This is a genomic window from Ralstonia sp. ASV6, from assembly GCF_016429285.1.
Classification (GTDB): domain Bacteria; phylum Pseudomonadota; class Gammaproteobacteria; order Burkholderiales; family Burkholderiaceae; genus Ralstonia; species Ralstonia flaminis.
Genome location: NZ_JAELUI010000015.1, coordinates 1 through 24408, shown reverse-complemented (window position 1 = coordinate 24408; position 24408 = coordinate 1). Strand labels below are relative to the sequence as shown.

Sequence of the window (24408 nt, the reverse complement as noted above, 5' to 3'; positions counted from 1 at the left end):
TCAGTTTTCAGCGGCGCGCTTGCGGCCGCGTCGAGTGGTGGGGGCGTTGGCCGCGTCGTTGCCTTGCGCAGCATTGGCGCGCGGAGCCTGGCCGGTATGCAGCCACGGCAGCACAAATTCAGTCAGGCGCTCGGCCGATTCCAGCGAATGCGCAGACCGGTGTGCCACCGCCCCGCACAGCGCTTCGAACAGCGCCACAGCCGCCGTGTCGGACGTGGCCGAGAACTGCCGCTCCGGACGCGCATACAGCGCGATGTCGGCCAACGGTGCCAGTGGCGAGGTGGGACCGTCCGTCAGTGCCAGCACCTGGCACCCCTGATCGCCGGCCTGCTTGGCCAGGGTGATCGTGTCCGCCGCATAGCGCGGGAAAGCGATGGCGATCAGCAGATCCTTCTGCCCGATCTTGCGCAGTTGGCGCGCCGCATCCGACGCCCCACCCGGCTGCGAAACGGAGATCACCGTGTCGCAATACAGATCCAGCCCGTGGCGCAGCAAGCCCGCCAGATAGCCACTCGCACCAAAGCCCATCACGTAGATGCGCTGGGCGCCCAGAATGGCGTCCACCGCACGCTCACAGGCCGCGGGGTCGAGCATGCGGCGCGTGGCATCCAGGTTGGCAATGTCTTCGTTAAGCGACGCGGCAAAGATCTCCGCGCTGGTGGCCGGACGCGCCAGTTCATGGCGCAGCTTCTCTACCGGTGCGAGCGTTGCCTCAAAGCCGCGCAGCAGCCCCGCGCGGAACTGCGGATAGCCGTCAAAACCCAGCGCCAGCGCAAAGCGGTTGGCCGTAGCAATCGACATCTCCACCGCGGCGGCAAATTCGTCGATGCGCATGGTGGCTGCACGAAACGGGTTCGCCAGCACATATTCCGCCATGCGCTGGTGCGCGGGCGTGAGCGTAGCCAGCGTGGCCGCAATGCGGTCGGAGACCGTCGCTTCGGCAGCAAATGCGCCTTTCGACACATCCGTACGCTTGCTGGTGGATTTCGCCATCGTTCTGGGCCGTGAAAATTTTGTGTAAATGTATTTTCACGAATCGACCGTGTAAAGAAAAAAACTTTCACGAAGGCCTATGGTTTTCCCTAGGTCCAAAGTGCGTGCACAGATTGCGGGCCGGCACCGCTGCCTCATGGTGCGATGCACCTGTCCAAACGCGCAGGGTGCGCCAGAATCGTGCGCCGCAGCACGCTACAATCCCTCCCTTCTTCGATTGTCCTAAGCGCAGTTTTTCGTGATCCGATTCGACGACCTCGTCCTCCAGCGCGGCGCCAAGGTGCTGTTCGACCATGCCACCGCCACACTCAACCCCGGTGAACGGGTCGGCCTTGTCGGCGTCAACGGCAGCGGCAAGTCCACGCTGTTCTCGATGCTGCGCGGCGAACTGCATGCCGACGGCGGCGAGGTCGCCATCCCGCCCACCTGGCAAGTCGCCCACGTGGCGCAGGAAACGCCGGCGGTCGACCGCAGCGCGCTGGACTACACGCTCGACGGCGACACCCGCCTGCGCGACATCGAACGCCGCCTCGCCGCCGCAGAAGCCGCGCATGACGGTCATGCCCAGGCCGAAGCCCACACCGCCTTTGCTGACGCCGACGGCTACACCGCCCCGGCCCGCGCGCAGTCCCTGCTGCTGGGCCTCGGCTTCACGATGGCGCAGACCACGCAGCCGGTGGCGAGCTTCTCCGGCGGCTGGCGCATGCGCCTGAACCTGGCGCAGGCGCTGATGTGCCCGTCCGACCTGCTGCTGCTCGATGAGCCGACCAACCACCTGGACTTGGACGCCGTGGTCTGGCTGGAAGACTGGCTCTCACGCTATGCCGGCACGCTGGTGATGATCTCGCACGACCGCGAATTTCTCGACGGCGTATGCAACGTCACGCTGCATATCGAGCACCAGAAGCTCAAGCGCTACGGCGGCAACTACACGCAATTCGAGACGCAGCGCCTGCAGCAGATGGCGCTGCAGGAAGCGTCTTACGCACGCCAGCAGAAGCAGATCGCGCATCTGGAATCGTTCATCACGCGCTTCAAGGCCAAAGCCAGCAAGGCCAAGCAGGCACAGAGCCGTGTCAAGGCGCTGGAGCGTATGGAGCGCCTCGCGCCCGTGCATGCGGCGGCCGGCTTCTCGTTCGAGTTCCGCGAGCCTGATGCGGCGCCGAACCCGATGCTCACGTTTGAAGGCGTCGATTGTGGCTACCCGGGGCCGAGCGAAGATCAGCCCATCACCATCCTCAAGCACCTGACGTTCTCGATCCAGACCGGCCAGCGCATTGGCCTGCTGGGCGCCAACGGCCAGGGCAAGTCGACGCTGGTGAAAACGCTGGCCGAGACGCTCGCGCCGCTGTCTGGCACGATCCGCCGCGGCAAGGGCCTGCAGATCGGCTACTTCGCGCAGCACCAACTGGAAACGCTGGACGACCACGCCTCGCCGCTGCTGCATCTGGCACGCCTGGCGCCGGATGTGCGCGAGCAGGAACTGCGCGACTTTCTCGGCAGCTTCAACTTCCGCGGCGACATGGCGACCGCGCCCATTGAGCCGTTCTCCGGCGGCGAAAAGGCACGCCTGGCGCTCGCGCTCATCGTCTGGCAGCGCCCCAACCTGCTGCTGCTCGACGAGCCGACCAACCACCTGGACCTCGACACGCGCGAGGCACTGACGATGGCGCTCGCCCAGTTTGACGGCACGCTGATCCTCGTCTCGCACGATCGGCACCTGCTGCGCGCCACGACCGACCAGTTCCTGCTGGTGGGCCAAGGCACCGTCGCCCCATTCGACGGCGATCTGGACGACTACCGCGACTGGCTGCTCAAGCAGGCCGCGGCCAAGCGTGCGGCGGCCAGTGCGCCAACGGCGTCGGCCGATGCAGATGGCGCGCCCGCCGCCAACCGCCGTGATCAGAAGCGCGAAGAAGCCGCTGAACGCCAACGCCTGAATGCGCTGCGCAAGCCGCTGCAGAAGAACGTCGATGCGATCGAAAAGCGCATGGCACCGCTGCAGAAGGAAAAGGCCGAACTCGAAGCCTTCCTGGCCGATGGCGCAGCCTATGAAGACGCCAATAAGACGCGCATGATGGAAAGCCTGCGCCGCCAGGCTGAGATCAACAACGAACTCGACCAGCTGGAAGAACGCTGGCTCGAACTGCACGAACAACTCGAACAGATCAGTTAAATCCGGCACGTCCGCGCTGGCGTCCGGCCTAGGAGACCTTGTTGATGAGAACCCCGTCGCCGGACACCGCCACCGCCAGCTCCACCCGCCAGCCGCTGGCCGGCGTGCGCGTGCTCGATCTCACGCGCCTGCTGCCGGGCCCTGCCGCCACGCGCCACTTGGCCGATCTCGGTGCCGAGATCATCAAGATCGAGGACCCCGGCCCCGGCGACTACGCCCGCGACATGATGCGCTCGCCCGCCGACCGCGCAGCCGAACGCCCGAGCCTGTTCTTCCGCTCACTCAATCGCGGTAAGACCGAAATGCGGCTCGACCTGAAGCTTGCCGAAGACCGCGAATCCCTCATCGAACTCGTGCGCCATGCCGATGTACTGATCGAGAGCTTCCGCCCCGGCGTCATGGCGCGCCTCGGCGTCGGCTGGGAGACGCTGCGCGCCGCCAACCCGGCGCTGGTGATGTGCTCCATCAGCGGCTACGGCCAGGACGGCCCGCTCGCACAGGCAGCGGGCCATGACATCAACTACGTCGGCTATGCGGGCATGCTGGACCAGTTGGCCAGCGCGGACGGCACGCCCATCGTCCCGAACGTGCAGATCGGCGACCTGCTGGGCGGCGCACTGACGGCAGTGGTCGGCATCCTGGCCGCGCTGGTGGATGCTCGCGCCACCGGCCGTGGCCGCTATGTCGACGTGTCGATGGCGGACTCAGTGTTCGCGCACAACCTGATGGCGTTCTTTGCCGTCGGCACGCGCGGCAAGGCGAGCCGGGCCGGTGCGGATCTACTCAACGGCGGCGTGCCGTGCTACGGCGTCTACCGCACGGCAGATGATCGCTTCATGGCCGTTGGCGCGCTCGAACTGAAGTTCTGGCAGACAATGTGCGATGTGCTCGACAAGCCCGAATGGAAAGACAAGCACTGGGCACTCGGCCAGCGCGTCGGCGGTGAGGATGCACGCGCCATCCACGATGAACTCGCCGCACTGTTCCTGAGCGCCACACAGGCTGAGTGGACAGCGCGTTTTGCCGATGCCGATTGCTGTGTCACGCCCGTGCTGCGCATGGAGGAAGCCCTGCAGCATCCGCTCTTTACCGAGCGCAACAGCGTGGTGAAGGAGAACGGCGAGCCTGTGCAGCTCGCCTTGCCGCTACGATTTGCCGACTGAATCGGCACGGTCCAGCGCATCGAGCAGATGCGCTGCCTCTTCCAACTGGTGTTGACTGAACACGCGGATACCGTGCTGGCGCAGCAGCGCCGCGGTCACGCCTTCACCGGGTTGCAGTTGGCTGGAGAACGTACCGTCGTAGAGAAACGTGGAGCCGCAGGAAGGGCTGCGCTCGGTCAGCACGGCGACCTGCACGCCAGCTTCCCGCGCCGCCTCCAGGGCTCGTTGCGCGCCCTGCACAAAGGCATCCGTCACATCATGGCCGTGGTGCTCGACCACGCGGGCGGCCCCGCGTAGAACCGCAGCGCCGCCACCCTCGCCATGGATTTCCGCCGGCAATCGCGGCACTGGCAAACCGCCGGCCATCTCTGGGCACATCGGCACGATGCGCCCTTCCATCTGCCAACGTGCCAGGATGCCGCCTTCGGTGACAACCGTACCGCCGTCATAGCGCACCGGCTGGCCCAGCAGACACGCGCTGACGAGGACACGTTGCACGGTCGATCGCTCCGGTTTAGCGACGCTCGCGACGAATCATCGTCACGACCAGCGTCAGCGACAGAATCACTAGCCAGATCAGCGACCACACCGGCACCGACACGCCAAAGACCGGCGGCATCGGCCCGACGCACAGGCCATCTGCTTCGAACACCTGCGGCAGCCATTTGGCTGTGGGCAGCGCGTTGACCCAGTTTTCGATCGGGTCAATACCGCACGTTGCCTTCGGATTCAGCAGCAGCGACACGTGGTACCCCGCCACGCAGAGGCCGGCCAGCCCGGACAGCATTCCCAGTCCGTGCCACAGCAGCCGCGTGGCAGACGACAACGCCGCCAGCAGCGAAAACACCCCAATGCCGAGGAACGCAAACCGCTGCAGGATGCACAGCGGACACGGCTGCAGCCCCTCTACGTGCTGCAGGTACAGCGCATAGCCGACCACCCCGAAGGAGATCACGGCAATCAGCAGGAAAAAGGCGCGCGAATTGGCTTGCATGGCGGCGTCAGATCAGGAGAAAGATCGTAGAGAAAAGTTGGCGGATTATCGCATTGCAACGGCACGTGCATTTTCAAATGGTGCGAGCGACATCGTTGCGAATTTTTGAAGGATCAGGCTTCCAGCGCCCGCACACGATCAATCGCCTGTTCAATGCGCTCAACGGCAATCACCTCCAGCCCGTCGATCGGCTGCTTGGGTGCATTCGATTTTGGGATGACAGCAATCGAAAAACCCAGTTTGGCCGCCTCCTTCAACCGCTCCTGGCCGCGCGGTGTGGGACGAATCTCACCCGCCAGACCGATCTCACCAAACACCACCAGCCCACGCGGCAGCGGCTTGTTGCGCATCGACGAATGGATCGCCAGCAGCACCGCCAAATCCGCCGCCGGCTCGGTGATCTTTACCCCGCCCACGGCATTGAGGAACACGTCCTGATCAAAGCACGCGATGCCCGCGTGGCGATGCAGAACCGCCAGCAGCATCGCCAGACGGTTCTGTTCCAGACCCACCGCCAAGCGGCGCGGGTTCGGCACATTGGCTGTATCTACCAGCGCCTGGATTTCCACCAGCAGCGGCCGCGTGCCCTCTTGCGTTACCAGCACGCATGAGCCTGGCACCACCTGTTCATGCTGCGACAGAAACAGCGCCGACGGATTCGCCACGCCGCGCAAGCCCTTCTCCGTCATCGCAAACACGCCCAGCTCGTTGACGGCGCCAAAGCGGTTCTTGAACGCGCGCACCAGCCGGTAGGACGAATGCGTATCGCCCTCGAAATACAGCACCGTATCGACGATGTGCTCCAGCACGCGCGGGCCCGCCAATGCGCCCTCCTTGGTCACATGGCCGACCAGGATGGTAGTCACGTCCAGCCGCTTGGCAATACGGGTGAGTTGTGCCGCGCATTCGCGCACCTGGGCCACGGAGCCCGGCGCGGAGGTCAACGCCTCCGAATACAGCGTCTGAATGGAATCGATAACGACGACTTCGGGCTTTTCCGTCTCGATGGTCGCCTGGATGCGTTCAAGTTGAATCTCTGCCAGCAACGCCAGATTCTGGCTATCGATGCCGAGACGGTGCGCACGCAGTGCAATCTGCGAACCAGACTCTTCACCGCTCACATACAGCACACGGCGCGAGGCCGACAGGTTGGACAGCGCCTGCAGCAGGAGCGTCGACTTGCCGATGCCCGGATCGCCGCCGATCAGCACCACGCCGCCGCCTACTAGGCCGCCGCCCAGCACGCGGTCAAACTCATCGATACCGCTGGAGAAGCGCGGTACGTCTTCTGCGTCGATCTCCGACAGCTTGCGTACCGTCGCGCTCGATGCCAACGACTGAAAACGCGCACCCGCGCCGGACGTCGGCTGCGCTACGGTTTCCACCAGCGTGTTCCATTGCTGGCAATGCGGGCACTGTCCCGCCCATTTCGGCGCCGTGCCACCGCACTCGGTGCACGTATAGACCGTCTTGCTTTTGGCCAAACAACCCCCTGCTTGCGGCCGCTACGCCTGCTGGGCGGCCGCTTGACCTTCGTATTCGTGTAACCTGGTGCGGCGCTCAGGCTGCCTTGCCGAGCTCGCCTGCGTCAGCCGTTTCAACCGGCTCAACGGTAACGGGCACGCGTGGAGCCACCGCGCACATCAGCTCATAACCGACGGTGCCTGCGGCATGTGCCACATCATCGATGGGCAGACCTTCGCCCCACAGCGTGACGGGCGTGCCAACGCGGGCGTTCGGCAGACCCGACAGATCGACGGTAATCATGTCCATCGACACACGCCCCACAGTGTGCGTGCGCACGCCGTCAACCAGCACCGGCGTGAACTGGCCACCCCAACCCGGAGCATGGCGCGGGTAGCCGTCTGCATAGCCGCATGCCACTACGCCGATGCGCATCGGGCGCTCTACGACAAAGCGCGAGCCATAGCCAATGGTGTCGCCGGGCAGCAGATCCTGAATGGCGATCAGTTCACTCTTGAGCGACATGGCCGGCATGAGGCCCGTGCCGTCAATGTCGCTGGCCAGGCCCGTCGGGGAGGCGCCGTACATGATCACGCCTGGGCGCACCCACTCGCGGTGCGCTTTCGGGTGCCACAGCGTGGCGGCGGAGTTCGACAGCGAGGCCTCGCCCGGCAACCCTTGCGTAGCCAGCTCGAAGGCAGCGAGCTGGTGCTCAATGCCGCGCGGGCCATCCGCATCGGAAAAATGCGTCATGTGGACGATGGTGCCGACGCCGGAGATGGCGCGGGCACGTTCCCACGCGGCACGGTAAGCCGCAGGCATGAAGCCGAGGCGGCTCATGCCGGTGTTGATCTTGAGCTGCACGCTGATGGGCCCTTTCAGACGGGCCAACTCCAGCATGCGCAACTGGTCTTCACTGTGGACGGTGGTGGTCAGACGATATTGCTCGACGATGGCGAGGTCTTCAGGCTTGAAGAAGCCCTCCAACAGTAGAACCGGCCCCTGCCAGCCAAGCTGGCGCACACGGACGGCCTCATCGAGATCGAGCAGCCCGAAACCATCGGCCTGGCGCAGGCCTTCGTAGGCGCGCTCGATACCGTGACCGTAAGCATTGGCCTTGACGACAGCCCACACGCGCGAATTCGGGGCATAACGGCGGGCAACCTGGAGATTGTTGGCAAGTGCGGGGCCGTGGATGACGGCCTGAATGGGTCTTGGCATGACGGCAAACCTGCAGAACGTTGGAGCGATGGCGCGCTTGTGGCGCGGCATCGATGTTGCAATGCAATAAATAGTGCGAGGCTGGCAAACGCGTAGCGGCCAGCCCCGAGCGATCAGCGTTCTATTTGACCACAGGACGCCAACTGGTTCGCGCCCGAGGGCCGATCGGCCAAAAAGAAAGTGCGCCGCCGTCACCGGAAGCGCACAAGTTTCATGTTATAAAGCCGTTCAATTTAGGCATGGGAAAACATACGTGATGCATTGGATGCATAAGGAAAGTTGGGCAACAGCCACTTCTTTTTGCGTGACTGCATCGCACCCGGTTTGACCATGTGCGCAGGCGAGACCAAAAGACGCACCGAGCGGAACGCATGCCTCGGACGCCTGTCAGTGAAGATTCCCACCGTTGCCCGGCGATGCATGTCTTGCAGCACCGAACCGGCCCGGTAAAGGGAACCACAGCCAGGGGAGCCTGCGCGGGCGGCGGCATGCATGCCGCACTCGCGCACCTGTGCGCTGCACGGCCGGTCAGCCGATGCATCGCGCAGCCGGCTGCCTGGGAGGGAAGCTTCCGCACGCCGGCACCGCGCCTGCGCGTCGTGAAGACGGGATTGGCACCGCGCTCTACGGGGACGAATTCGAAGGTATGAAGAAGGGCTTTTACACCATCATGGCGGCGCAGTTTTTTTCGTCGCTCGCCGACAATGCGCTGCTCATCGCCGCCATCGCCCTTCTGACAGAGATGCATGCGCCGCAGTGGATGACCCCGCTGCTCAAACTGTTCTTCGTGCTCTCTTACGTTCTGCTTGCCGCCTTCGTGGGCGCCTTTGCAGACTCCCGGCCCAAGGGCCGCGTGATGCTCATCACCAATGCCATCAAACTTATCGGCTGCGGCGTCATGCTCACCGGCGTGCATCCGCTGCTTGCATATGGCGTCGTGGGCTTTGGCGCGGCGGCATATTCTCCGGCCAAGTACGGCATCCTCACCGAGCTGCTTCCCCCAGAAAAACTGGTTGCCGCCAACGGCTGGATCGAAGGCCTTACGGTCAGTTCGATCATCCTTGGCACGGTGCTGGGCGGTGCGCTGATCTCCAAGCATGTGTCGACGTGGCTGTTGGCGTTTGATATTCCCGGCTTGGAAGCCATCGACACGCCCGCGGAAGCGGCCATGCTCGTCATCATGGCAATCTACCTGATCGCGGCGCTGTTCAATCTGCGCATTCCCGACACGGGTGCGCGCTACCCGCAGCAAGAGAAGAACCCGGTACGCCTGATCTCCGAATTTGCCGACTGCTTCAACGCGCTGTGGCGCGACCGACTGGGCCAGATCTCGCTGGCGGTGACGACACTGTTCTGGGGCGCAGGCGCCACGTTGCAGTTCATCGTGCTGAAGTGGGCGGAGCAATCGCTTGAGTTGAACCTGTCGCAGGGCGCCATCCTGCAGGCCGTGGTGGCCGTGGGCGTGGCCGCCGGCGCCATGGCGGCTGCGGTGAAGATCCCGCTGCGCCGCTCGCTCGATGTGTTGCCGGTGGGCGTGGCGATGGGCGCGGTCGTCATGCTGATGGCGTTCTACACCAAGCACACGGTTCCCGAAGTCACGTTCCACATCGGCGAGTTCAAGTTGCCGCTGTACATGCTGATCGCCTACCTGTTCTTGATGGTCGTGGGCGCAATGTCGGGCTTCTTCGTGGTGCCGATGAATGCGCTGCTGCAGCACCGTGGGCACGTGCTGCTCTCGGCGGGCCACTCGATCGCCGTGCAGAACTTCAACGAGAACGTTTCGGTGCTGCTGATGCTGTGCCTGTACGCACTGCTCATCAAGTTCAACGTGCCGGTGAGCATCGTGATCGTATCGTTCGGCATCTTCGTATGCATCACGATGGCGCTGGTGATGCGCCGGCACCGTATCAACGAGAAGCTGTTCCATACCGCCGCCCTCATCGGCGAGGATAAGCACCACTAAGCGTTGCCGCGCGCCTCCGCCAGGAGCCACGCGCGAAACGCCGCCACCTCAGGCCGCCCAGCCGAGGCACGCGGATACACCAGCCAGTAGCTGAAGTCGTTCGGCATGCTCACGTCGAACGGCTGCACCAGCCGCCCGGCCGCCAGATCATCCGCAGCAAGCAGCAACCGGCCCAACGCCACGCCCTGGCCCTCTACGGCCGCCTGCAGGACCATCCCCGCATCGTTGAAGACCACGCCCGATGTCCGCCGGGGCGGGGTCACACCGGCGTGCTCGAACCAAGCGCGCCAAGCGCCCTTGGGTTCGTCATGCAGCAGCGTGGCATGGCGCAGGTCGGTCGGCGCTGCCAATGATTCGCGCAACGCCGGGCTGCACACGGGGCTCAGGTACTCACGTGCGATGAGGTCGGCTTTCAGGCCGGGCCAGCGGCCCAGCCCCGAGCGGATGCCAATGTCGAAGCTGTCGTCGGTGTGGGCCCACAGCGTGGTGGAGGTAGTCAGTTTCAGCTCGATCTCCGGATGCTGCGCGCGGAAGCCGCCCAGCCTCGGCAGCAACCAGCGTGACGCAAACGACGGCAACGCGGTGATGCGCAGCGTATCTTGCGAGCGCCCGCTCAAGCGCGCAGTCGCCTCCGCCAGACCGTCGAACAGATGCGTCAGCTCGGATAGATAACTGCCCCCTTCCACCGTCAACGTCAGCGCATGACCACGCCGGGCAAACAGCTTCAAGCCAAGCCAGTCCTCCAACTGCCGCACCTGATGGCTGATAGCCGCTTGCGTAACGCAGAGCTCCGCAGCAGCGCGGGTGAAGCTCAGGTGGCGCGCGGCTGCCTCGAAAGCCCGCAGCGCCCCCAACGGCGGCAGTCGTCGCATCGTGTTTGCTCGATAACCCAGGTTGATCGAAGCCATGAGGATAGATCGTTTTGCACCACATCGCGTGGCCCGTCTAATGACGGTTTCGGCGCACACCGCGCCATCGCCATTGGAGATCGACACCATGCTCGCTTGGGAACTGTGGGCCGCCTTTTTTGGCTACGCCATTCCGATGGTCATCAGCCCTGGCCCGGGCAACACATTGCTGGCGACCACTGGCGGGCGCTTCGGCATTCGCGGCTCGGTACCGTTCTGGCTAGGCTTTGAAGCCGCCAACCTGGTGCTGTGTCTGATCTACGGCCTCGGGCTCGGCCGCGTGCTGCACGACTATCCGGCCATCGAACAAGCGTTGAAATGGGTAGGCGTGCTGTATCTGCTCTATCTCGCCAAGGGCTTCCTGATGCCGTCGGCCAAGGGCACTGCGGAAGAGCGCGATACCTCGTGCCTGGGTTTCGGTGCGGGCTTCTTCTGCGTCATGGTCAACCCGAAGATCCACTCGATGATCGTCGTGATGTTCGCGCAGTTCCTCAAGCCTGGTGCGGGCATGGCAACGCAGGTGATGCTGCTCACGGCGGCCTTCTTGGTCGTTTGCGTGGCGTGCCACTTTCCGTGGATTGCGGGCGGCAAGGTCGTGCTGCAGCGCTTGCGCTCACCGCGGGCGCTGCGCATTCAGGGATGGATATTCGGGCTGTGCATGCTCGGCGTGGCAACGTATGTCGCCCTCACCTGAGTGCGATGCTATTGGCCACCGTGCTCTGCATAGACCTTGCGCGCGAGGCACAGGTCTTCCCACGCGCGGGCCTTGTCAGTGAGCGTGCGCAACAGGTAAGCCGGGTGATACGTCACCACCACGGGCACGCCTTCCACCTCGTGCACCTTGCCGCGCAGCTTGCTCACAGCCGTCTGTGTCTGCAGCAGGTTCTGCGCGGCAACGCGGCCCAGCACAACGATGATGCGGGGCTTGACCAGCGCAATCTGGCGCTTGAGATACGGATCGCACATCGCCGCTTCATCCGGTTCCGGATCACGATTGCCGGGCGGACGGCACTTGAGCACATTGGCGATGAACACGCCTTTCTCACGCGAGAGGCCCACAGCGCGCAGCATGCTGTCGAGCAGCTTGCCGGCCTGACCGACAAAGGGCTCACCTTGCTTATCTTCGTTCTCGCCTGGGGCCTCGCCGATCAGCATCCACTCGGCCTGGCGGTCACCGACACCAAAGACCGTGTTGGTGCGACGCTCGCACAACTTGCACGATGTGCAGTTGGAAACGGCGTCTTCCAGCTGTGCCCAGTCAAACGCTGCAATGCGTTGCGCGCGGGGCGCGGCAGCGTCGTTCGGCGCATCGGTTGCATGAGCCACTTCATGCACCTCGGCGCGCGCGACAGCGAGTTCCTGGGCCGCCACCGCAACCTCAGCGGCAACCGGTTCAGTAACGGCAACCTCGACGATCTCAGCAACCTCCACCCCGGCCGGCTCGGCGCCGCGCAGTACCCATTCGCTGGAAACGCCCAGCGCCTCCAGCATGCGAGATCGACGATTCATGCTGCCTCCACCCCGCTTGCTTCACAGACGATGCGCATGACGAGCGCATCTTCGCGCGTGTTGTTCTCGGCCGGGTAATAGCGCTTGCGGCGGCCAATCTCGGCAAACCCGACACGGCGATACAGCGCAATCGCGCCGGTATTGGACGGCCGCACTTCCAGTAGCAGGCTGCTGAAACCATGTGCAAGCGTCAGCGCCACTGCCAGACGCAGTAGCCAACGCCCCAGCCCCTGCCGCTGCCAGACGGGGGCCACCGTCACGTTCAGCAGGTGCATCTCGTCAACTACCGGCATCAGGATCAGATAGCCCGCGACTTCGTTGCCACCATCACGCAGCACGATGCCAACGTGACCCGACTTGAGCGAGTCCTCGAAGTTACCGCGCGACCAGGGAAACGCAAACGCGACTTGCTCGATGGCAGCCACGCCGCTCAGGTCCAGCGCCGTCATGCGTTCGGTACGCCAGCCAGCCGGCAGCGGCGTTTGCGCAGTCACACTGGCCAATGCGTTGTCGATCAGGCTCATGCGCGGAGTCCTGCCGCAGCCTTGGCCTGCTGTACGGCCTGGCGCTCTTCGATGGTGAGTGCAACCTTGTCACGCACATACAGCGGAGCGGCATCCTCGGGGCGGACCGTGTGGCCGGCAGCCAGCAGGCGCAACCCGAGCATGACGATCTCGCGCGCATGCGGCGCCACCTCGGGCAGCACGGCGGCCGCGCCGGTCGCAGCGGCCAGTTGATCGCCGAATACCGTGGCAGCATTGCCGACCAGCCAATATGGCTGCGACGGCGCGATCACGGTCTGTGGGGCGCCCACCTGGATGGCCGAAAGCGCATGCCAGCCCGAAGCATCCTGTGCAGCATGGGCGGGGACGAAGCTGGCCCAGTAGCACTCGTCCATCCGCGCATCGAGTGCAACCGTCACCGCCGTACCGGCTGGCAATGTTGTTCGTGTCTGCTCCGCGCATGCCACCAGGGAGTTGACCGGCACCACCGGCAAGTCGGCGCCAAACGCCAGACCCTGCGCGACACCGCAAGCAGTACGCAGCCCAGTAAAGGAGCCGGGCCCTGCGCCAAAGGCAATCGCTGCACAATCGGCCAGGGCGATGCCGGCCTCGGCCAGCAATTCGCCGGCGGCCGGCAGCACACGGCTGCTGGAGCGCGCGCCGGTGTGCTCATGGCGGAACAGCGTGCGCGTGCCGTCACCAAGGGCGACGGAACAGAACTCGGTGGAGGTATCGAAAGCAAGAATCCAGGGCATGGCGGCATTGTACCGGCTGGTGTGACGGCTGAATGCGCAAACCGACACCACCCTATGGGCAAACGTGAGCGGAAAACCGAAGGCATCCTCGAATTCAAACGGCCCGACCGCGCGACCCCGGCGCTATCATCGCCGGACCATTGTTTTCAGCCGGGAATCATCATGAGCGACCTGCAAGCCCGTTTCGACCAAGCCCAGATCGACGTCAAGGGCCTCTCCGAGCGCCCCGCCAACATGACGCTGCTGCGTCTGTACGCCCTCTTCAAGCAAGGCAGCGAAGGCGATGCGCACGGCGACAAGCCGGGCTTCACCGACATCGTCGGCCGCTACAAGTTTGAAGCGTGGGAAGGCCTGAAGGGCACCTCGCAAGACGACGCCAAGCAGAAGTACATCGACCTCGTCGAAGAACTGAAGAGCGGCGCGACGACCTGATCGTTGCCTCGTCAGACGAAAAACCGGGCCTTGTGCCCGGTTTTTTTATTGCGCGGCGGGAATGGCGGATGCCACCTCGCGCCGCCGCATGCGCCACGCAGCCAGCACCGCCAGTGCGCACAGTGTGCCAAGGAAGATGAATGTCTCATCGAAGGCGAGAATGCGTGCTTCCGGATCAACCGCGGCGCCATGGATGGTCTCAATGCCGCGTGACGCGAGCCGCCATTGCAGGAAGATGCCCGTGGCCGACACGCCAATCGCCCCGCCGAGCTGGCGCAGGAAATTGACGGCGCTGGAACCCTGCGGGATCAGTGTGAAATCCACACCGCGCATGGCACCCAGGCTCAATGATGGCAGCACGAAACCCAGCCCGATCCGGCCAACAACGGCAATGGCGATCAGCAACAAATAGCTCGTCGCGCGGGTGTTGGTGGCCATCAGGAAGAAGGACACTGCCAGCGCAGCCAACCCGAACGACACTAGCCGGAACGGCTCGATGCGATTGGTCAGGCGCCCCGCCAGGATGATCGTCACGGCCAGCACCAACCCGGCCGGCAGCAAGACCAGCCCCGCACGCGACGGCGCATAGGCCAGTGCCACCTGCATATACACCGGCACCAGATACGTCGAGCCGTACAACCCCGCTCCGTAGATAAAGGCGACCACCGCCCCCATCGCAAACTGCCGGTAGCTGAACAGCCGCAGATCCAGCAATGGCGACTCCACCCGCCGCTGCCAGAAGATGAAACCCACCACACATGCTGCCGCCACGGCCATCAGCATGACACCATGTACGGCATCGGAATGCAGCGCCACAAGCCCGTTGAGCAGCGACACCGTGGCCGCGCCGATCAGCAGCAGACCTCGCCAATCGAGCGGCTTGGGCTCCCCCGCCATGGATGAATTGAGCGCCATGAAGCGCCGCGCCATCACCCAGCCCAGCAGCGTGAACGGCACCACCACGAAAAAGATCGAGCGCCAGCCGAACAGCTCCACCAGAAAGCCGCCCACGCTTGGGCCCACCGCTGGCGCCAGCACCACACCAAAACCGAACAGACCGAACGCCTTGCCCTGCTCCCGCTCAGGAAACACGCGCAGGATCAGGATATTGGGCAACGGCTGCATGACGCCAGCGGCAATGCCTTCCACCACCCGCATGGCGATCATCACCTCGTAGTTGGGCGACAGCCCCCCGGCCAATCCGCCCAGCCCGAGCAGCAACAACGCCCCGACAAAAGTACGTCGCAGGCCGAAGCGCAATAGCAGCCACGGCGTGAGCAGCATCGCCAGCGTCATCGCCACCATGAAGCTGGCGGACACCCACTGCGCGCGCTCCTGCCCGAGAACGAAATGCCGGCTCAGATCGGGAATCGCCACATTGACGATGGTGGCCGAGATGACGGACGACACCGCGCCCACCATCAGCGTGAACAATACGAGCCACTTGAAGCGCTCGCCGTAGCGAGCACGCAGGGCCTCCAGGGTGGGCGTAAATGTCGTCATGGTCTCGTTCTAGTGATGTGAGACGACTTGGGGGACAAACCCTGCCCGGTGCGTCCTCCACGCATCAGGCGGGCGGTGAAGCAATTAGCCGAGGCGGCCAGTGGCGGCAATCTCACGAATGCGGCGCACGGTATCGATATCGCTTTCGCGATAGGCCGATTTGACGATCTCGGAATAGCGCGTGTCGCCCGTTTCATCGGCGCTGGGCAGCGTGGTGTCGTAGACGAAGCGGATGAACGTCGCATTGGCGTCGTTTGTCTCGATCGTCATGGTGAGCGAGCCGCCAGCGTGCTCGCCCGTGGCTGCGGTCGTATAGGTCACGCGCTTGTGCGGTTCGAGGGTCACGCGATCCTGAATGCGCGCCTTGCCGAAACGCAGCTCTCGCTCGATCCAGCCATCGCCTTCCGCAGTGATGATGCATTCGTCCAGGCTTTCGACAAATTCAGTCTGTTCCCGCACGCGCAGCACCAGGCCTTGCCAGATCTGGTTCAGCGTCAGCGTGTCGATGAGGGGGTTCAGTGGATCGTTGACTTCCACCAGGTGTTCAAAGCGCAAAGCGGCCTCCGCAAAATTTCCTGACATTATCGCGCGGCAGCGGAAAAATGAAAAAACGCCGGCGGGTTGCCCCAACCGGCGTTTCCATTGCGACCCAAGCGTCGCTTAGCGTCAGATCTCTTCGTACAGCGGCAGCGTCAGGAATTCTTCAAAGTTTTCCGACGTCGACATTTGTTCGAAGATCACTGCAGCGCGGTCAAAGTGGCCTACCGCGCCCGTCTCCTTCACCTTGGCCAATTCTTCCGGGATCAGCTTGCGCACGAGGTCAGCCGTGACCTTCGTGCCGTCTTCCAGCTTGCCCTTGGGCGAGCGGATCCACTGCCACACCTGCGAGCGGGAGATTTCCGCCGTGGCGGCATCTTCCATCAGGTTGTGGATGGGCACGCAGCCGTTACCAGCCAGCCAGGCACCCAGATAGTGGATACCCACGTTGATGTTCATGCGCAGGCCAGCTTCGGTGATCGGCGTTTCCGGCTGGAAGTCCAGCAGGTCAGCGGCCTTCACTTCCACGTCCGGGCGCTGCTTCTCGAACTGGTTCAACTTGTCGCCCAGCACAGCCACGAATTCCTTCATCGCCGGTTCGACCAGACCCGGGTGAGCCACCCAGCCGCCGTCGTAGCCGTCGGTCGCGTCGCGCTTCTTGTCGTTGATGATGCCGGCCATGGCGATGGCGTTCTTCTCCGGATCGTTCTTGATCGGGATCAGCGCGCTCATGCCGCCGATGGCGGGCGCGCCGCGCTTGTGGCAGGTCTTGAGCAGCAGCAACGCGTAGGCGCGCATGAACGGCGAGGTCATCGTCACCTTGGCGCGATCAGCCAGGCAGAAGTTCTTGTCGACCTTGAACTTCTTGATGCACGAGAAGATGTAGTCCCAACGGCCGGCGTTCAGGCCCGCGCTGTGCTCGCGCAGTTCGTACAGGATTTCTTCCATCTCGAACGCCGCGAGGATGGTTTCGATCAGCACGGTGGCCTTGATCGTGCCTTGCGGCAGGCCGATCTCGTTCTGGGCCATCACGAAGATGTCGTTCCACAGGCGTGCTTCCAGATGGCTTTCCATCTTCGGCAGGTAGAAGAACGGGCCGGCGCCGCGGGCGATCTGTTCGCGGGCGTTGTGGAACAGGAACAGTGCGAAGTCGAAGATGCCGCCGGAGACGCGTTCACCGTCGATCAGCACGTGCTTTTCGTCCAGATGCCAGCCGCGCGGACGCACCTGCAGGGTGGCGACCTTGTCGTTGAGCTTGTACGTCTTGCCGTTCTGCTCCAGCGTGAGCGTGCGGCGGATGGCGGCCTTCAGGTTGACCTGACCCTGGATCTGGTTGTGCCAGTTGGGCGAATTCGAATCCTCGAAGTCGGTCATGTAGCTGTCCGCGCCCGAGTTGAACGCGTTGATGACCATCTTGGCATCCACCGGGCCGGTGATTTCCACACGGCGGCAATGCAGCGCCCGCGGGATCGGCGCGACCTTCCAATCGCCTTCACGGATGGCCTTGGTTTCAGCCAGGAAGTCCGGGCGCTCGCCGGCGTCCAGGCGCTTGGCGCGCTCGACACGGGCAGCCAGCAGCTCTTTGCGGCGCGGCTGGAAGGCACGGTGCAGCTTGGCAACCAGCGCCAGTGCTTCGGGGGTCAGAATGTCTTCGTAGGCCGGCAGGATCTCGGCCTTGATCTCCATGCCTTGGGGCAGCGTGAGCGCCATGGTTTTCTCCAGAGGATGATGTGAGGGTTGAACGCGTTTTGTCTTGCTTTGGCCCTATGGCTGGGCCGATTTGAGATGCCTTACGTCAGTTGCCTTGCCTGTACAAATTGCAGCAGATCGCGCATGTCGTGCCCGGCTGCGGTGGGTGCCACGTCGAGCACCTCGGGCGGATGCCCCAGGCGATTGATCCAGAAGGTCGTGAAGCCGTACCACGTCGCCCCGCAGGCATCCCAGCCGTTGGACGACACAAAGAGAATCTGTTCAGCCGGCACGCCAAAGGCTTGCGGTGCCAGCGCGTAAGCTTGCGGCGCGGTCTTGTAGAGCTTGACCACGTCGACCGAGAGCACGTGGTCGAACAGCCCCGACATGCCCGCACTCTTGACGGCGATGTCCAACATCTGCGGATTGCCGTTGGAGAGGATGCCCAGCGGCAATCCCATCTCGCGCAGGCGGCGCAGCGCGGGCACGTTCTCGGGAAACGCCGACAAACACGCATACTCGCGCATCAGCGTGGCTTCGTCATGCTCCGACAGGGGCAGCCCCAGGCGTGCCGCCGCATAGCGCAGCGCATCGATGGTGATGTCCCAGAAAGGCTTGTAGTGCTCGCCCGAGGGGCCCGCCAGCGAGCGGATGCGCGTGTAGTCGATCTGCTTGTCACGCCAGAGCACCGACAGCGCCTCGCCCTTGCCGGCAAAGAGTTGCTCGGCGCGCGCAGCTACGGAATACACGTCGAACAACGTGCCATAGGCGTCGAAGACCACCGCGCGAATCGAACTCATAGACAAGCCCCACGAAGCTCCACGTAACCGAGGGTCGCACGCTCCGCTTGTTCTATTACACAGAACGCCTCTCCGACCTTCGCAACGAGGGCCATTGTAGAAAAGGTGACGCACCGCACAAAGACGGCAATGGTCACTTGATCTTTAACTTTTACCATCGGAATGACGAGTGATAACCTTTATATTCGTCACAATCCCACGCTTTCCGATACATTCCAACTCCTATGTCTCTGTGGGCCCAATTCTGGTCGATTGCACAGTTCGTGCCGGTCGCAAAACTGATGCTGTACGCCGCACTGGCGCTGCTGGCCGGTCTGGTGCTGGGCGTCATGGTGGCATGGGGGCTGCATCGTGCCGGGCTGCTGCGTCGGCGCACTCGGATCGGGCGTTGGGTGGCACGCCTGCATTTCCTGTATCTGCCTATCGTGCTGGCAATCTGCGCGATGCAAGCCGCATTGGCCCTGTGCGTGGAAGGCACATTGGCCGAACACCTGAAGACCGCTCGCCCCGTCATCCGGACATTGACGCAGCAGACGCTTGGCACGATGCAGGTGCAACTGCAATCGCTGCTTGAACAGCATCCACAGCTGTCCACGGTTTCCATTGAGCATGTGGTGGACGTCGCCGTTGACCAAGCCGCGCAGGCACCGGAGGCCATGGGGAATGGCGCGCTGCGGCAACTGGCTGCGGCGGGTGCCGCACTACTGGGGACACACGCGTTTCGGGAAACAATCAAGGACGTGCTGGTGGAGCGCCTGCAGAAACTCGCTCATATCGATGCGCAAACCACGCGCATTGCGCTGCGCCAATCCCTGGCATCACTGGCTGACGGAGAATTCGTGGCGAGTATCCTGGCCGAGCGGATACATGCATTCTTCATTGCGCTTTATCGCGGCATCGGGTTGCATTGCCTCTTTTGGCTGGCCCTGGCGGCACTAGAAATCGGTCTGGCGCAATGGCGCTTGCGCCGGACATCGACATCGACGGAACTCCCCGCCTAACAGCGCTGGCATCAGAATGGATCACTTCAAGCAACTCGAAACCTTTGTCGCCGTGGCCACGCGCGGCAGTCTGTCTTCTGCGGCCGCCGCTGAAGGTGTGGCACCGGCCATCATCGGGCGCCGCATCGATGCGTTGGAGGAGCGCCTGGGCGTGAAGCTGCTGGTGCGCACCACGCGGCGCATCACCCTCACCTTTGAAGGCTCGGCGTTCCTGGAGGATTGCCAGCGCATCCTCAACGACCTGCATAACGCCGAGGCCAGCGTCTCTGCCGGCGGCGTGAAGGCCAGCGGCCACCTGCGGATCACGGCCCCGGCCGGCTTCGGCCGTCGCCACGTCGCGCCGATGGTGCCGGACTTCATCGAAGCACATCCGGATGTGTCGATGACGCTGGACCTGGGCGACCGCGTCGTCGACCTCGTCAATGAAGGGTTCGACTGCGCCATCCGCCTGGGTGATCTGCCCGACTCAAGCCTGGTATCGATCCGCCTGTGGGAGAACCGCCGCGTCGTGGTAGCCGCACCTGTCTATCTGGAGCGCCATGGCGTGCCAACCCAGGTGGAGCAGCTCTCGGGCCACAACTGCCTGGCCTTTGGCGCCAGCGCCAACGTGCAGCGCGGCTGGGTCTTCCAGCAAGGCGGCAAGACCGTCACCGTGAAGGTATCGGGCACGATGGAATGCACCGACGGCGCCGTGCTGCGCGAATGGTGCGTGCAGGGCTACGGCCTGGCATGGCGCTCGTGGTGGGAGGTCGGCCACGACATCGCCACGGGCAAGCTGGTGACGGTGTTGGATGCGTTCGAGGCACCGCCGATCGGGATCCACGCTGTGTTTCCGCAGCGCAAGCATCTGCCGCTGCGTGTGCGGCTCTTCATCGATTTCCTCAAGAACACCTACGGTAACCCGGCCTACTGGCGCCGGGCCGATGCCCTCATCGGGATGGACTAGCGATCACTCCGGATGGGTGGAACATTGCACGCGGCCTACAATCAAGACAACGCGTATCCACCCAACCAAGGAGGCCGCATGTTCCAGCACATCCTCATCCCGACCGATGGTTCCGAGCTGTCGCGCAAGGCGGTGGCGGGCGCGCTCGACTTTGCCAAAACGCTTGGCGCGCGCCTGACGGCCTATACGTGCCTGGAGGAATACCCCTACACGCCCTTCTCCGAGATCGTCGTGGAGACCCCTCAGGCATTCAAGGAACGCGTTGAAGCCCAGGCGCGCGTGGTGCTCAAGGACGTGGAAGACGCCGCACGCAGCGCTGGCATCGACTGCGATACCGACATGAGCTGCTTTGCCGTGCCCTACATGGGCATCATCGATGCGGCCGAACGCCACGGCTGTGATGTCATCTTCATGGCCTCGCATGGCCGGCGCGGACTGGCCGGACTGCTGCTCGGCAGCGAGACGCAGAAGGTGCTCACACACACCGAGATTCCAGTGATCGTCTATCGCTGAGCCGCTTCCAGAAGACAGTATTCCATCGACATGCAGCCGCCCCTTACCGGGCGGCTTTCTTTTTGTTCTTGACTCTTGGCTTATCCACGTATACAACTTTGTACACAAAATTAAATATTATTGTGTACATTTTTGCGCACAATGAATGCACGGCCCAGACACGACTTCATGCCGGCATAAACCAAGGAGAAGACAGAATGACCACCACCACCGCTTCGGCGGCATCAGCGGGCGATCCGCCGCACGCGCATTCCAACGCCGTCATCAAGCCACAGTACGACCCACGGCTCACCAACGAAGACCTCGCCCCGCTGCGCAAGCAAACCTGGGGCACCTACAACATCTTCGCGTTCTGGATGTCGGACGTGCACAGCGTGGGCGGTTACCTGACGGCGGCGAGCCTGTTCTCGCTGGGCCTCTCCAGCCTGCAGGTGTTGTTTGCGCTGCTGGTGGGCATCCTGATCGTGCAGTTCTTCTGCAACCTTGTCGCCAAACCCAGCCAGGCCACCGGCACACCGTACCCGGTGATCTGCCGGGCATCGTTCGGGGTACTCGGGGCCAACATTCCGGCCATCATTCGCGGGCTGATCGCGGTGGCGTGGTACGGCATCCAGACCTATCTGGCCTCGCACGCCTTCCTGGTGCTGGCACTGAAATTCATGCCGGAACTCGCGCCCTACGCGGACGTGAAGCAACACGGCTTTGTCGGCCTGTCCACGCTGGGTTGGTCAGCCTTCATGGTGCTGTGGGTGCTGCAAGCCTTTGTGTTCTGGCACGGCATGGAATCGATCCGCAAGTTCATCGACTGGGCTGGCCCGGCGGTGTATGCGGTCATGATTGCGCTGGCAGTGTGGTTGGTGCACAAGGCTGGCTGGACAAACATCAACTTCACGCTCTCCTTCCTCAAGTACGAAGGCTGGGATGCCGTGCCCGTGATACTGGGCGGGATCGCGCTGGTGGTGTCGTACTTCTCAGGCCCAATGCTCAACTTCGGTGACTTCTCGCGCTACGGCAAGGACTTCGGCTCGGTCAAGCGCGGCAACTTCTGGGGCTTGCCGGTCAACTTTCTCGGCTTTGCTCTGCTGGTGGTCATTACCACCTCCGCCACGCTGCCCGTGTTTGGCCAATTGATTTCCGACCCGGTGGAAGTCATCGCCCGCATCGACAGCACGACAGCAGTGGTGATCGGCGCGCTGACCTTCATGATCGCGACCATCGGCATCAACATCGTCGCCAACTTCGTCTCACCGGCCTTCGACTTCTCCAACGTGGCGCCGCAGCACATCAGCTGGCGCACGGGCGGCATGATCGCGGCGGTGGCATCGATCTTCATCACGCCCTGGAACCTCTACAACAACCCCGAGGTGATCCACTACACGATCGACGTGCTGGGCGCCTTCATCGGTCCGCTGTTCGGCATCCTGATTGCCGACTACTACTTCGTGCACCGCCAGCAGGTGCACGTGGATGACCTCTACACGCTGCGCCCCACAGGCCGCTACTGGTTCCGCAACGGGTACAACCCGGCAGCCGTCTGGACGATGATCCCGTCCGCGCTGGTCCCGATGGCGTGCGTGGTGTTCGAGCGTCTGCAGTGGCTGGCCAACTACAGCTGGTTCATCGGCGTGGGTATTGCGCTGGTGCTCTACACCGTGCTGAGCCGCAAACAACTCGCCTCCGCCCATTGACCCTCACGACGCATCGATATGGACATCCGCATCATCAACCCCAATACAACCACCAGCATGACCGCGCTGATTGGCCGCTGCGCGCAGGCTGCAGCCGCATCGGGCACACGCATCACGGCGGTCAGCCCCAAGATGGGTCCGGCCTCCATCGAGAGCCACTACGACGAAGCGCTCTCGGTACCCGGCATCCTGGAGGAAATCCGCCACGGCGAACGCGACGGCGCCGATGCCTACGTCATCGCCTGCTTTGGCGATCCGGGCCTCTATGCCGCGCGTGAGCTGGCGCACGGCCCCGTGATTGGCATTGCCGAAGCGGCCATGCACATGGCCAGCCTGATCGGCAACAGCTTCAGCGTGGTGACGACGCTGGAACGTACTGTCGGCATGGCCTGGCACCTTGCCGAGCGCTACGGCATGCGCCATGCCTGCCGCAACGTCCACGCGAGTGACCTGCCGGTGCTGGATCTGGAAAAGCCGGGCTCCAATGCGCGCGGCATCATCCTGCAAGCCTGCCGCGATGCACTGGCGCAGGACCGCAGCGACTGCATCGTGCTCGGCTGCGCCGGCATGGCCGACCTATGCGAAGACCTGAGCGCCGAACTGGGCGTGCCCGTCATCGACGGAGTGGTGGCGGCGGTGAAGCTGGTGGAGGCGCTGGTCGGCATGCGGCTATCGACCAGCAAGCGCGGCGATTGGGCACGCCCGCTGCCCAAACCCTACACGGGGATGCTTGCACCGTTTGCATTAGCCTAGTGCGGCACGGGAGGGTGCATTTGCTACCATGCATCCTTCCGCCTTTTCTTCCGCTCTGCCACCCGCCATGCCCGCATCCGAACGGGAAACCACCGACACCCAGCCTGCTGCCGAACCGATCTACCAAGGCCTGCTGACGGCCATCATGGAGCACCGCTTGGCCGCTGGCACCAAGTTGGTCGAAGAGCGGTTATGTGAAGCCACCGGCGCAGGCCGACCGCGCATACGCCAGGTGCTGGCGCGGCTGGCGCATGAGCAACTCGTGACGCTCGTACCCAACAAAGGAGCCTTCGTCGCGCAGCCCTCCGTAGAGGAGGCGCGCGACGTCTTTCAGACCCGCCGCATCATCGAACCCGAACTGGCTGCCATGCTGGCACGCGCATGCAGGCCGGCTCAGGCCACACGCCTGCGCAAACACATTGCCGCAGAGCATGCCGCACGCGAGCGCGGAGATCGCGCAGCCACCATCCGCCTCTCCGGCGAGTACCACGTGCTCGTCGCCGAGATGGCCGGCAACCACGTCTTGGAGCGGCTGATTCGCGAGACCGTCTCGCGCACCTGCCTGATCATCACGCTGTACGACCGCCCCGGCCTGCCCGCTTGCCCCGAGCACGAGCACGACACCCTCACGGAAGCCATTACCGCGGGCGATGCGGCACGCGCGCACGACCTGATGCGCGAGCACCTTGAGCACATCGAGCATTCGCTGGACCTGCATACCACGCCAACGTCGGCGCTGGATCTCGAATCGATTTTCAAGCGCGCATAAAAAAAGGTAATTCCTACCCAAACCGGACCAGAGTTACCCTGGTCCGACCATGAAGCGATGCCCGGATTGTTCCGCAAGCAGGCCCTACAAACTCTCCGATGGGCGGCTCAAATGCCGCGCATGCGGCA

At 63.6% G+C, this 24408-nt stretch carries 24 protein-coding genes; 11 read left to right on the top strand and 13 right to left on the bottom strand.

What is annotated here, in order from left to right; translation table 11 throughout:
- Entirely contained in the window at positions 1–993 is a 993-nt protein-coding gene (locus tag JHD73_RS04425) for a MurR/RpiR family transcriptional regulator (protein ID WP_199028170.1), read from the bottom strand.
- A 238-nt stretch (positions 994–1231) separates the two neighbouring features.
- Between JHD73_RS04425 and JHD73_RS04420 the strand changes: the two genes are divergently transcribed.
- On the top strand, positions 1232–3169 hold the full coding sequence (locus JHD73_RS04420; RefSeq protein ID WP_199028168.1) for an ATP-binding cassette domain-containing protein: 1938 nt from the start codon (positions 1232–1234) through the stop codon (positions 3167–3169).
- Between the two features lie 44 nt (positions 3170–3213).
- A complete protein-coding gene (locus tag JHD73_RS04415) occupies positions 3214–4332 on the top strand; it encodes a CaiB/BaiF CoA-transferase family protein (RefSeq protein WP_199028165.1) in 1119 nt (372 codons plus the stop codon).
- On the opposite strand, the gene JHD73_RS04410 is transcribed toward JHD73_RS04415, so the two are convergent.
- From JHD73_RS04410 to alr, 4 genes are all read right to left on the bottom strand, one after another.
- Positions 4315–4830, bottom strand: coding sequence for a DUF523 domain-containing protein (locus JHD73_RS04410; RefSeq protein ID WP_199028163.1), 516 nt, complete (start codon positions 4828–4830; stop codon positions 4315–4317). The two genes, JHD73_RS04415 and JHD73_RS04410, sit on opposite strands and share 18 nt — an antisense overlap.
- Positions 4831–4846: 16 nt before the next feature.
- The gene (locus JHD73_RS04405) at positions 4847–5326 is read right to left on the bottom strand and encodes a disulfide bond formation protein B (protein ID WP_199028161.1); all 480 of its coding nucleotides are present in this window, start codon (positions 5324–5326) and stop codon (positions 4847–4849) included.
- A 113-nt stretch (positions 5327–5439) separates the two neighbouring features.
- Entirely contained in the window at positions 5440–6810 is a 1371-nt protein-coding gene (gene radA, locus JHD73_RS04400; RefSeq protein ID WP_199028159.1) for a DNA repair protein RadA, read from the bottom strand.
- Positions 6811–6886: 76 nt separating this feature from the next.
- Positions 6887–8011 carry an alanine racemase gene (gene alr, locus JHD73_RS04395; protein ID WP_199028157.1) on the bottom strand — a complete coding sequence of 375 codons (1125 nt, stop codon included), beginning with the start codon at positions 8009–8011 and terminating at the stop codon, positions 6887–6889.
- A gap of 646 nt (positions 8012–8657) precedes the next feature.
- Here alr and lplT point away from each other — a divergent pair.
- Positions 8658–9974 carry a lysophospholipid transporter LplT gene (gene lplT / locus JHD73_RS04390; protein WP_199028155.1) on the top strand — a complete coding sequence of 439 codons (1317 nt, stop codon included), beginning with the start codon at positions 8658–8660 and terminating at the stop codon, positions 9972–9974.
- On the opposite strand, the gene JHD73_RS04385 is transcribed toward lplT, so the two are convergent.
- The gene (locus JHD73_RS04385; RefSeq protein ID WP_233176778.1) at positions 9971–10882 is read right to left on the bottom strand and encodes a transcriptional regulator GcvA; all 912 of its coding nucleotides are present in this window, start codon (positions 10880–10882) and stop codon (positions 9971–9973) included. The genes lplT and JHD73_RS04385 overlap by 4 nt on opposite strands.
- Before the next feature lie 88 nt (positions 10883–10970).
- Between JHD73_RS04385 and JHD73_RS04380 the strand changes: the two genes are divergently transcribed.
- Entirely contained in the window at positions 10971–11576 is a 606-nt protein-coding gene (locus JHD73_RS04380; RefSeq protein WP_199028153.1) for a LysE family translocator, read from the top strand.
- 8 nt (positions 11577–11584) lie between these two features.
- Here the strand turns inward: JHD73_RS04380 and JHD73_RS04375 are convergent, their stop codons facing one another.
- From JHD73_RS04375 to tsaB, 3 genes are read right to left on the bottom strand one after another with little or no spacing between them, the layout of a single operon-like run.
- Positions 11585–12391 (bottom strand): uracil-DNA glycosylase family protein, encoded by an 807-nt coding sequence (locus JHD73_RS04375; RefSeq protein WP_199028151.1) that lies wholly within the window; start codon positions 12389–12391, stop codon positions 11585–11587.
- Complete coding sequence (gene rimI, locus JHD73_RS04370) at positions 12388–12915, bottom strand: ribosomal protein S18-alanine N-acetyltransferase (protein ID WP_199028149.1); 528 nt, start codon at positions 12913–12915, stop codon at positions 12388–12390. The genes JHD73_RS04375 and rimI overlap by 4 nt, the downstream gene beginning before the upstream one ends.
- On the bottom strand, positions 12912–13649 hold the full coding sequence (gene tsaB, locus JHD73_RS04365) for a tRNA (adenosine(37)-N6)-threonylcarbamoyltransferase complex dimerization subunit type 1 TsaB (RefSeq protein WP_199028147.1): 738 nt from the start codon (positions 13647–13649) through the stop codon (positions 12912–12914). Before tsaB ends, rimI begins: the two co-directional genes overlap by 4 nt.
- Positions 13650–13811: 162 nt before the next feature.
- Between tsaB and JHD73_RS04360 the strand changes: the two genes are divergently transcribed.
- The gene (locus JHD73_RS04360; protein ID WP_021194339.1) at positions 13812–14081 is read left to right on the top strand and encodes an acyl-CoA-binding protein; all 270 of its coding nucleotides are present in this window, start codon (positions 13812–13814) and stop codon (positions 14079–14081) included.
- A gap of 45 nt (positions 14082–14126) precedes the next feature.
- On the opposite strand, the gene JHD73_RS04355 is transcribed toward JHD73_RS04360, so the two are convergent.
- The 4 genes from JHD73_RS04355 to JHD73_RS04340 all read right to left on the bottom strand — a co-directional run bounded on the left by JHD73_RS04355 (position 14127) and on the right by JHD73_RS04340 (position 18610).
- On the bottom strand, positions 14127–15584 hold the full coding sequence (locus tag JHD73_RS04355) for a DHA2 family efflux MFS transporter permease subunit (RefSeq protein ID WP_199028145.1): 1458 nt from the start codon (positions 15582–15584) through the stop codon (positions 14127–14129).
- A gap of 84 nt (positions 15585–15668) precedes the next feature.
- Entirely contained in the window at positions 15669–16139 is a 471-nt protein-coding gene (locus tag JHD73_RS04350; protein ID WP_199028143.1) for an SRPBCC family protein, read from the bottom strand.
- Between the two features lie 111 nt (positions 16140–16250).
- Positions 16251–17831 (bottom strand): malate synthase A, encoded by a 1581-nt coding sequence (gene aceB / locus JHD73_RS04345; protein WP_199028141.1) that lies wholly within the window; start codon positions 17829–17831, stop codon positions 16251–16253.
- Between the two features lie 80 nt (positions 17832–17911).
- Positions 17912–18610 carry a haloacid dehalogenase type II gene (locus tag JHD73_RS04340; RefSeq protein WP_199028139.1) on the bottom strand — a complete coding sequence of 233 codons (699 nt, stop codon included), beginning with the start codon at positions 18608–18610 and terminating at the stop codon, positions 17912–17914.
- A 224-nt stretch (positions 18611–18834) separates the two neighbouring features.
- On the opposite strand from JHD73_RS04340, the gene JHD73_RS04335 reads away from it, so the two are divergent.
- The 6 genes from JHD73_RS04335 (at position 18835) to JHD73_RS04310 (ending at position 24280) form a co-directional block, all read left to right on the top strand.
- Positions 18835–19611, top strand: a complete 777-nt coding sequence (locus JHD73_RS04335) for a hypothetical protein (protein ID WP_199028137.1) — start codon at positions 18835–18837, stop codon at positions 19609–19611.
- Positions 19612–19627: 16 nt separating this feature from the next.
- Entirely contained in the window at positions 19628–20557 is a 930-nt protein-coding gene (locus tag JHD73_RS04330; protein WP_199028135.1) for a LysR family transcriptional regulator, read from the top strand.
- Between the two features lie 78 nt (positions 20558–20635).
- Positions 20636–21070, top strand: a complete 435-nt coding sequence (locus JHD73_RS04325; RefSeq protein WP_199028133.1) for a universal stress protein — start codon at positions 20636–20638, stop codon at positions 21068–21070.
- A gap of 197 nt (positions 21071–21267) precedes the next feature.
- A complete protein-coding gene (locus tag JHD73_RS04320) occupies positions 21268–22758 on the top strand; it encodes an NCS1 family nucleobase:cation symporter-1 (RefSeq protein ID WP_199028131.1) in 1491 nt (496 codons plus the stop codon).
- An 18-nt stretch (positions 22759–22776) separates the two neighbouring features.
- Complete coding sequence (locus JHD73_RS04315) at positions 22777–23511, top strand: aspartate/glutamate racemase family protein (protein ID WP_199028129.1); 735 nt, start codon at positions 22777–22779, stop codon at positions 23509–23511.
- 67 nt (positions 23512–23578) lie between these two features.
- Positions 23579–24280 carry a GntR family transcriptional regulator gene (locus JHD73_RS04310; protein ID WP_199028127.1) on the top strand — a complete coding sequence of 234 codons (702 nt, stop codon included), beginning with the start codon at positions 23579–23581 and terminating at the stop codon, positions 24278–24280.
- The last annotated feature ends 128 nt before the right edge of the window (positions 24281–24408 follow it).

Excerpts from the sequence above, each read along its gene's own strand:
- JHD73_RS04325 (WP_199028133.1), top strand. The coding sequence starts at position 20,636 with ATGTTCCAGCACATCCTCATCCCGACCGATGGTTCCGAGCTGTCGCGC.
- JHD73_RS04385 (WP_233176778.1), bottom strand. The coding sequence starts at position 10,882 with ATGGCTTCGATCAACCTGGGTTATCGAGCAAACACGATGCGACGACTG.
- JHD73_RS04380 (WP_199028153.1), top strand. The coding sequence starts at position 10,971 with ATGCTCGCTTGGGAACTGTGGGCCGCCTTTTTTGGCTACGCCATTCCG.
- JHD73_RS04340 (WP_199028139.1), bottom strand. The coding sequence starts at position 18,610 with ATGAGTTCGATTCGCGCGGTGGTCTTCGACGCCTATGGCACGTTGTTC.
- aceB (WP_199028141.1), bottom strand. The coding sequence starts at position 17,831 with ATGGCGCTCACGCTGCCCCAAGGCATGGAGATCAAGGCCGAGATCCTG.
- JHD73_RS04405 (WP_199028161.1), bottom strand. The coding sequence starts at position 5,326 with ATGCAAGCCAATTCGCGCGCCTTTTTCCTGCTGATTGCCGTGATCTCC.
- JHD73_RS04415 (WP_199028165.1), top strand. The coding sequence starts at position 3,214 with ATGAGAACCCCGTCGCCGGACACCGCCACCGCCAGCTCCACCCGCCAG.
- rimI (WP_199028149.1), bottom strand. The coding sequence starts at position 12,915 with ATGAGCCTGATCGACAACGCATTGGCCAGTGTGACTGCGCAAACGCCG.
- tsaB (WP_199028147.1), bottom strand. The coding sequence starts at position 13,649 with ATGCCCTGGATTCTTGCTTTCGATACCTCCACCGAGTTCTGTTCCGTC.
- JHD73_RS04310 (WP_199028127.1), top strand. The coding sequence starts at position 23,579 with ATGCCCGCATCCGAACGGGAAACCACCGACACCCAGCCTGCTGCCGAA.
- JHD73_RS04355 (WP_199028145.1), bottom strand. The coding sequence starts at position 15,584 with ATGACGACATTTACGCCCACCCTGGAGGCCCTGCGTGCTCGCTACGGC.
- JHD73_RS04335 (WP_199028137.1), top strand. The coding sequence starts at position 18,835 with ATGTCTCTGTGGGCCCAATTCTGGTCGATTGCACAGTTCGTGCCGGTC.
- JHD73_RS04315 (WP_199028129.1), top strand. The coding sequence starts at position 22,777 with ATGGACATCCGCATCATCAACCCCAATACAACCACCAGCATGACCGCG.
- JHD73_RS04360 (WP_021194339.1), top strand. The coding sequence starts at position 13,812 with ATGAGCGACCTGCAAGCCCGTTTCGACCAAGCCCAGATCGACGTCAAG.
- alr (WP_199028157.1), bottom strand. The coding sequence starts at position 8,011 with ATGCCAAGACCCATTCAGGCCGTCATCCACGGCCCCGCACTTGCCAAC.
- JHD73_RS04375 (WP_199028151.1), bottom strand. The coding sequence starts at position 12,391 with ATGAATCGTCGATCTCGCATGCTGGAGGCGCTGGGCGTTTCCAGCGAA.
- lplT (WP_199028155.1), top strand. The coding sequence starts at position 8,658 with ATGAAGAAGGGCTTTTACACCATCATGGCGGCGCAGTTTTTTTCGTCG.
- JHD73_RS04320 (WP_199028131.1), top strand. The coding sequence starts at position 21,268 with ATGACCACCACCACCGCTTCGGCGGCATCAGCGGGCGATCCGCCGCAC.
- JHD73_RS04425 (WP_199028170.1), bottom strand. The coding sequence starts at position 993 with ATGGCGAAATCCACCAGCAAGCGTACGGATGTGTCGAAAGGCGCATTT.
- JHD73_RS04330 (WP_199028135.1), top strand. The coding sequence starts at position 19,628 with ATGGATCACTTCAAGCAACTCGAAACCTTTGTCGCCGTGGCCACGCGC.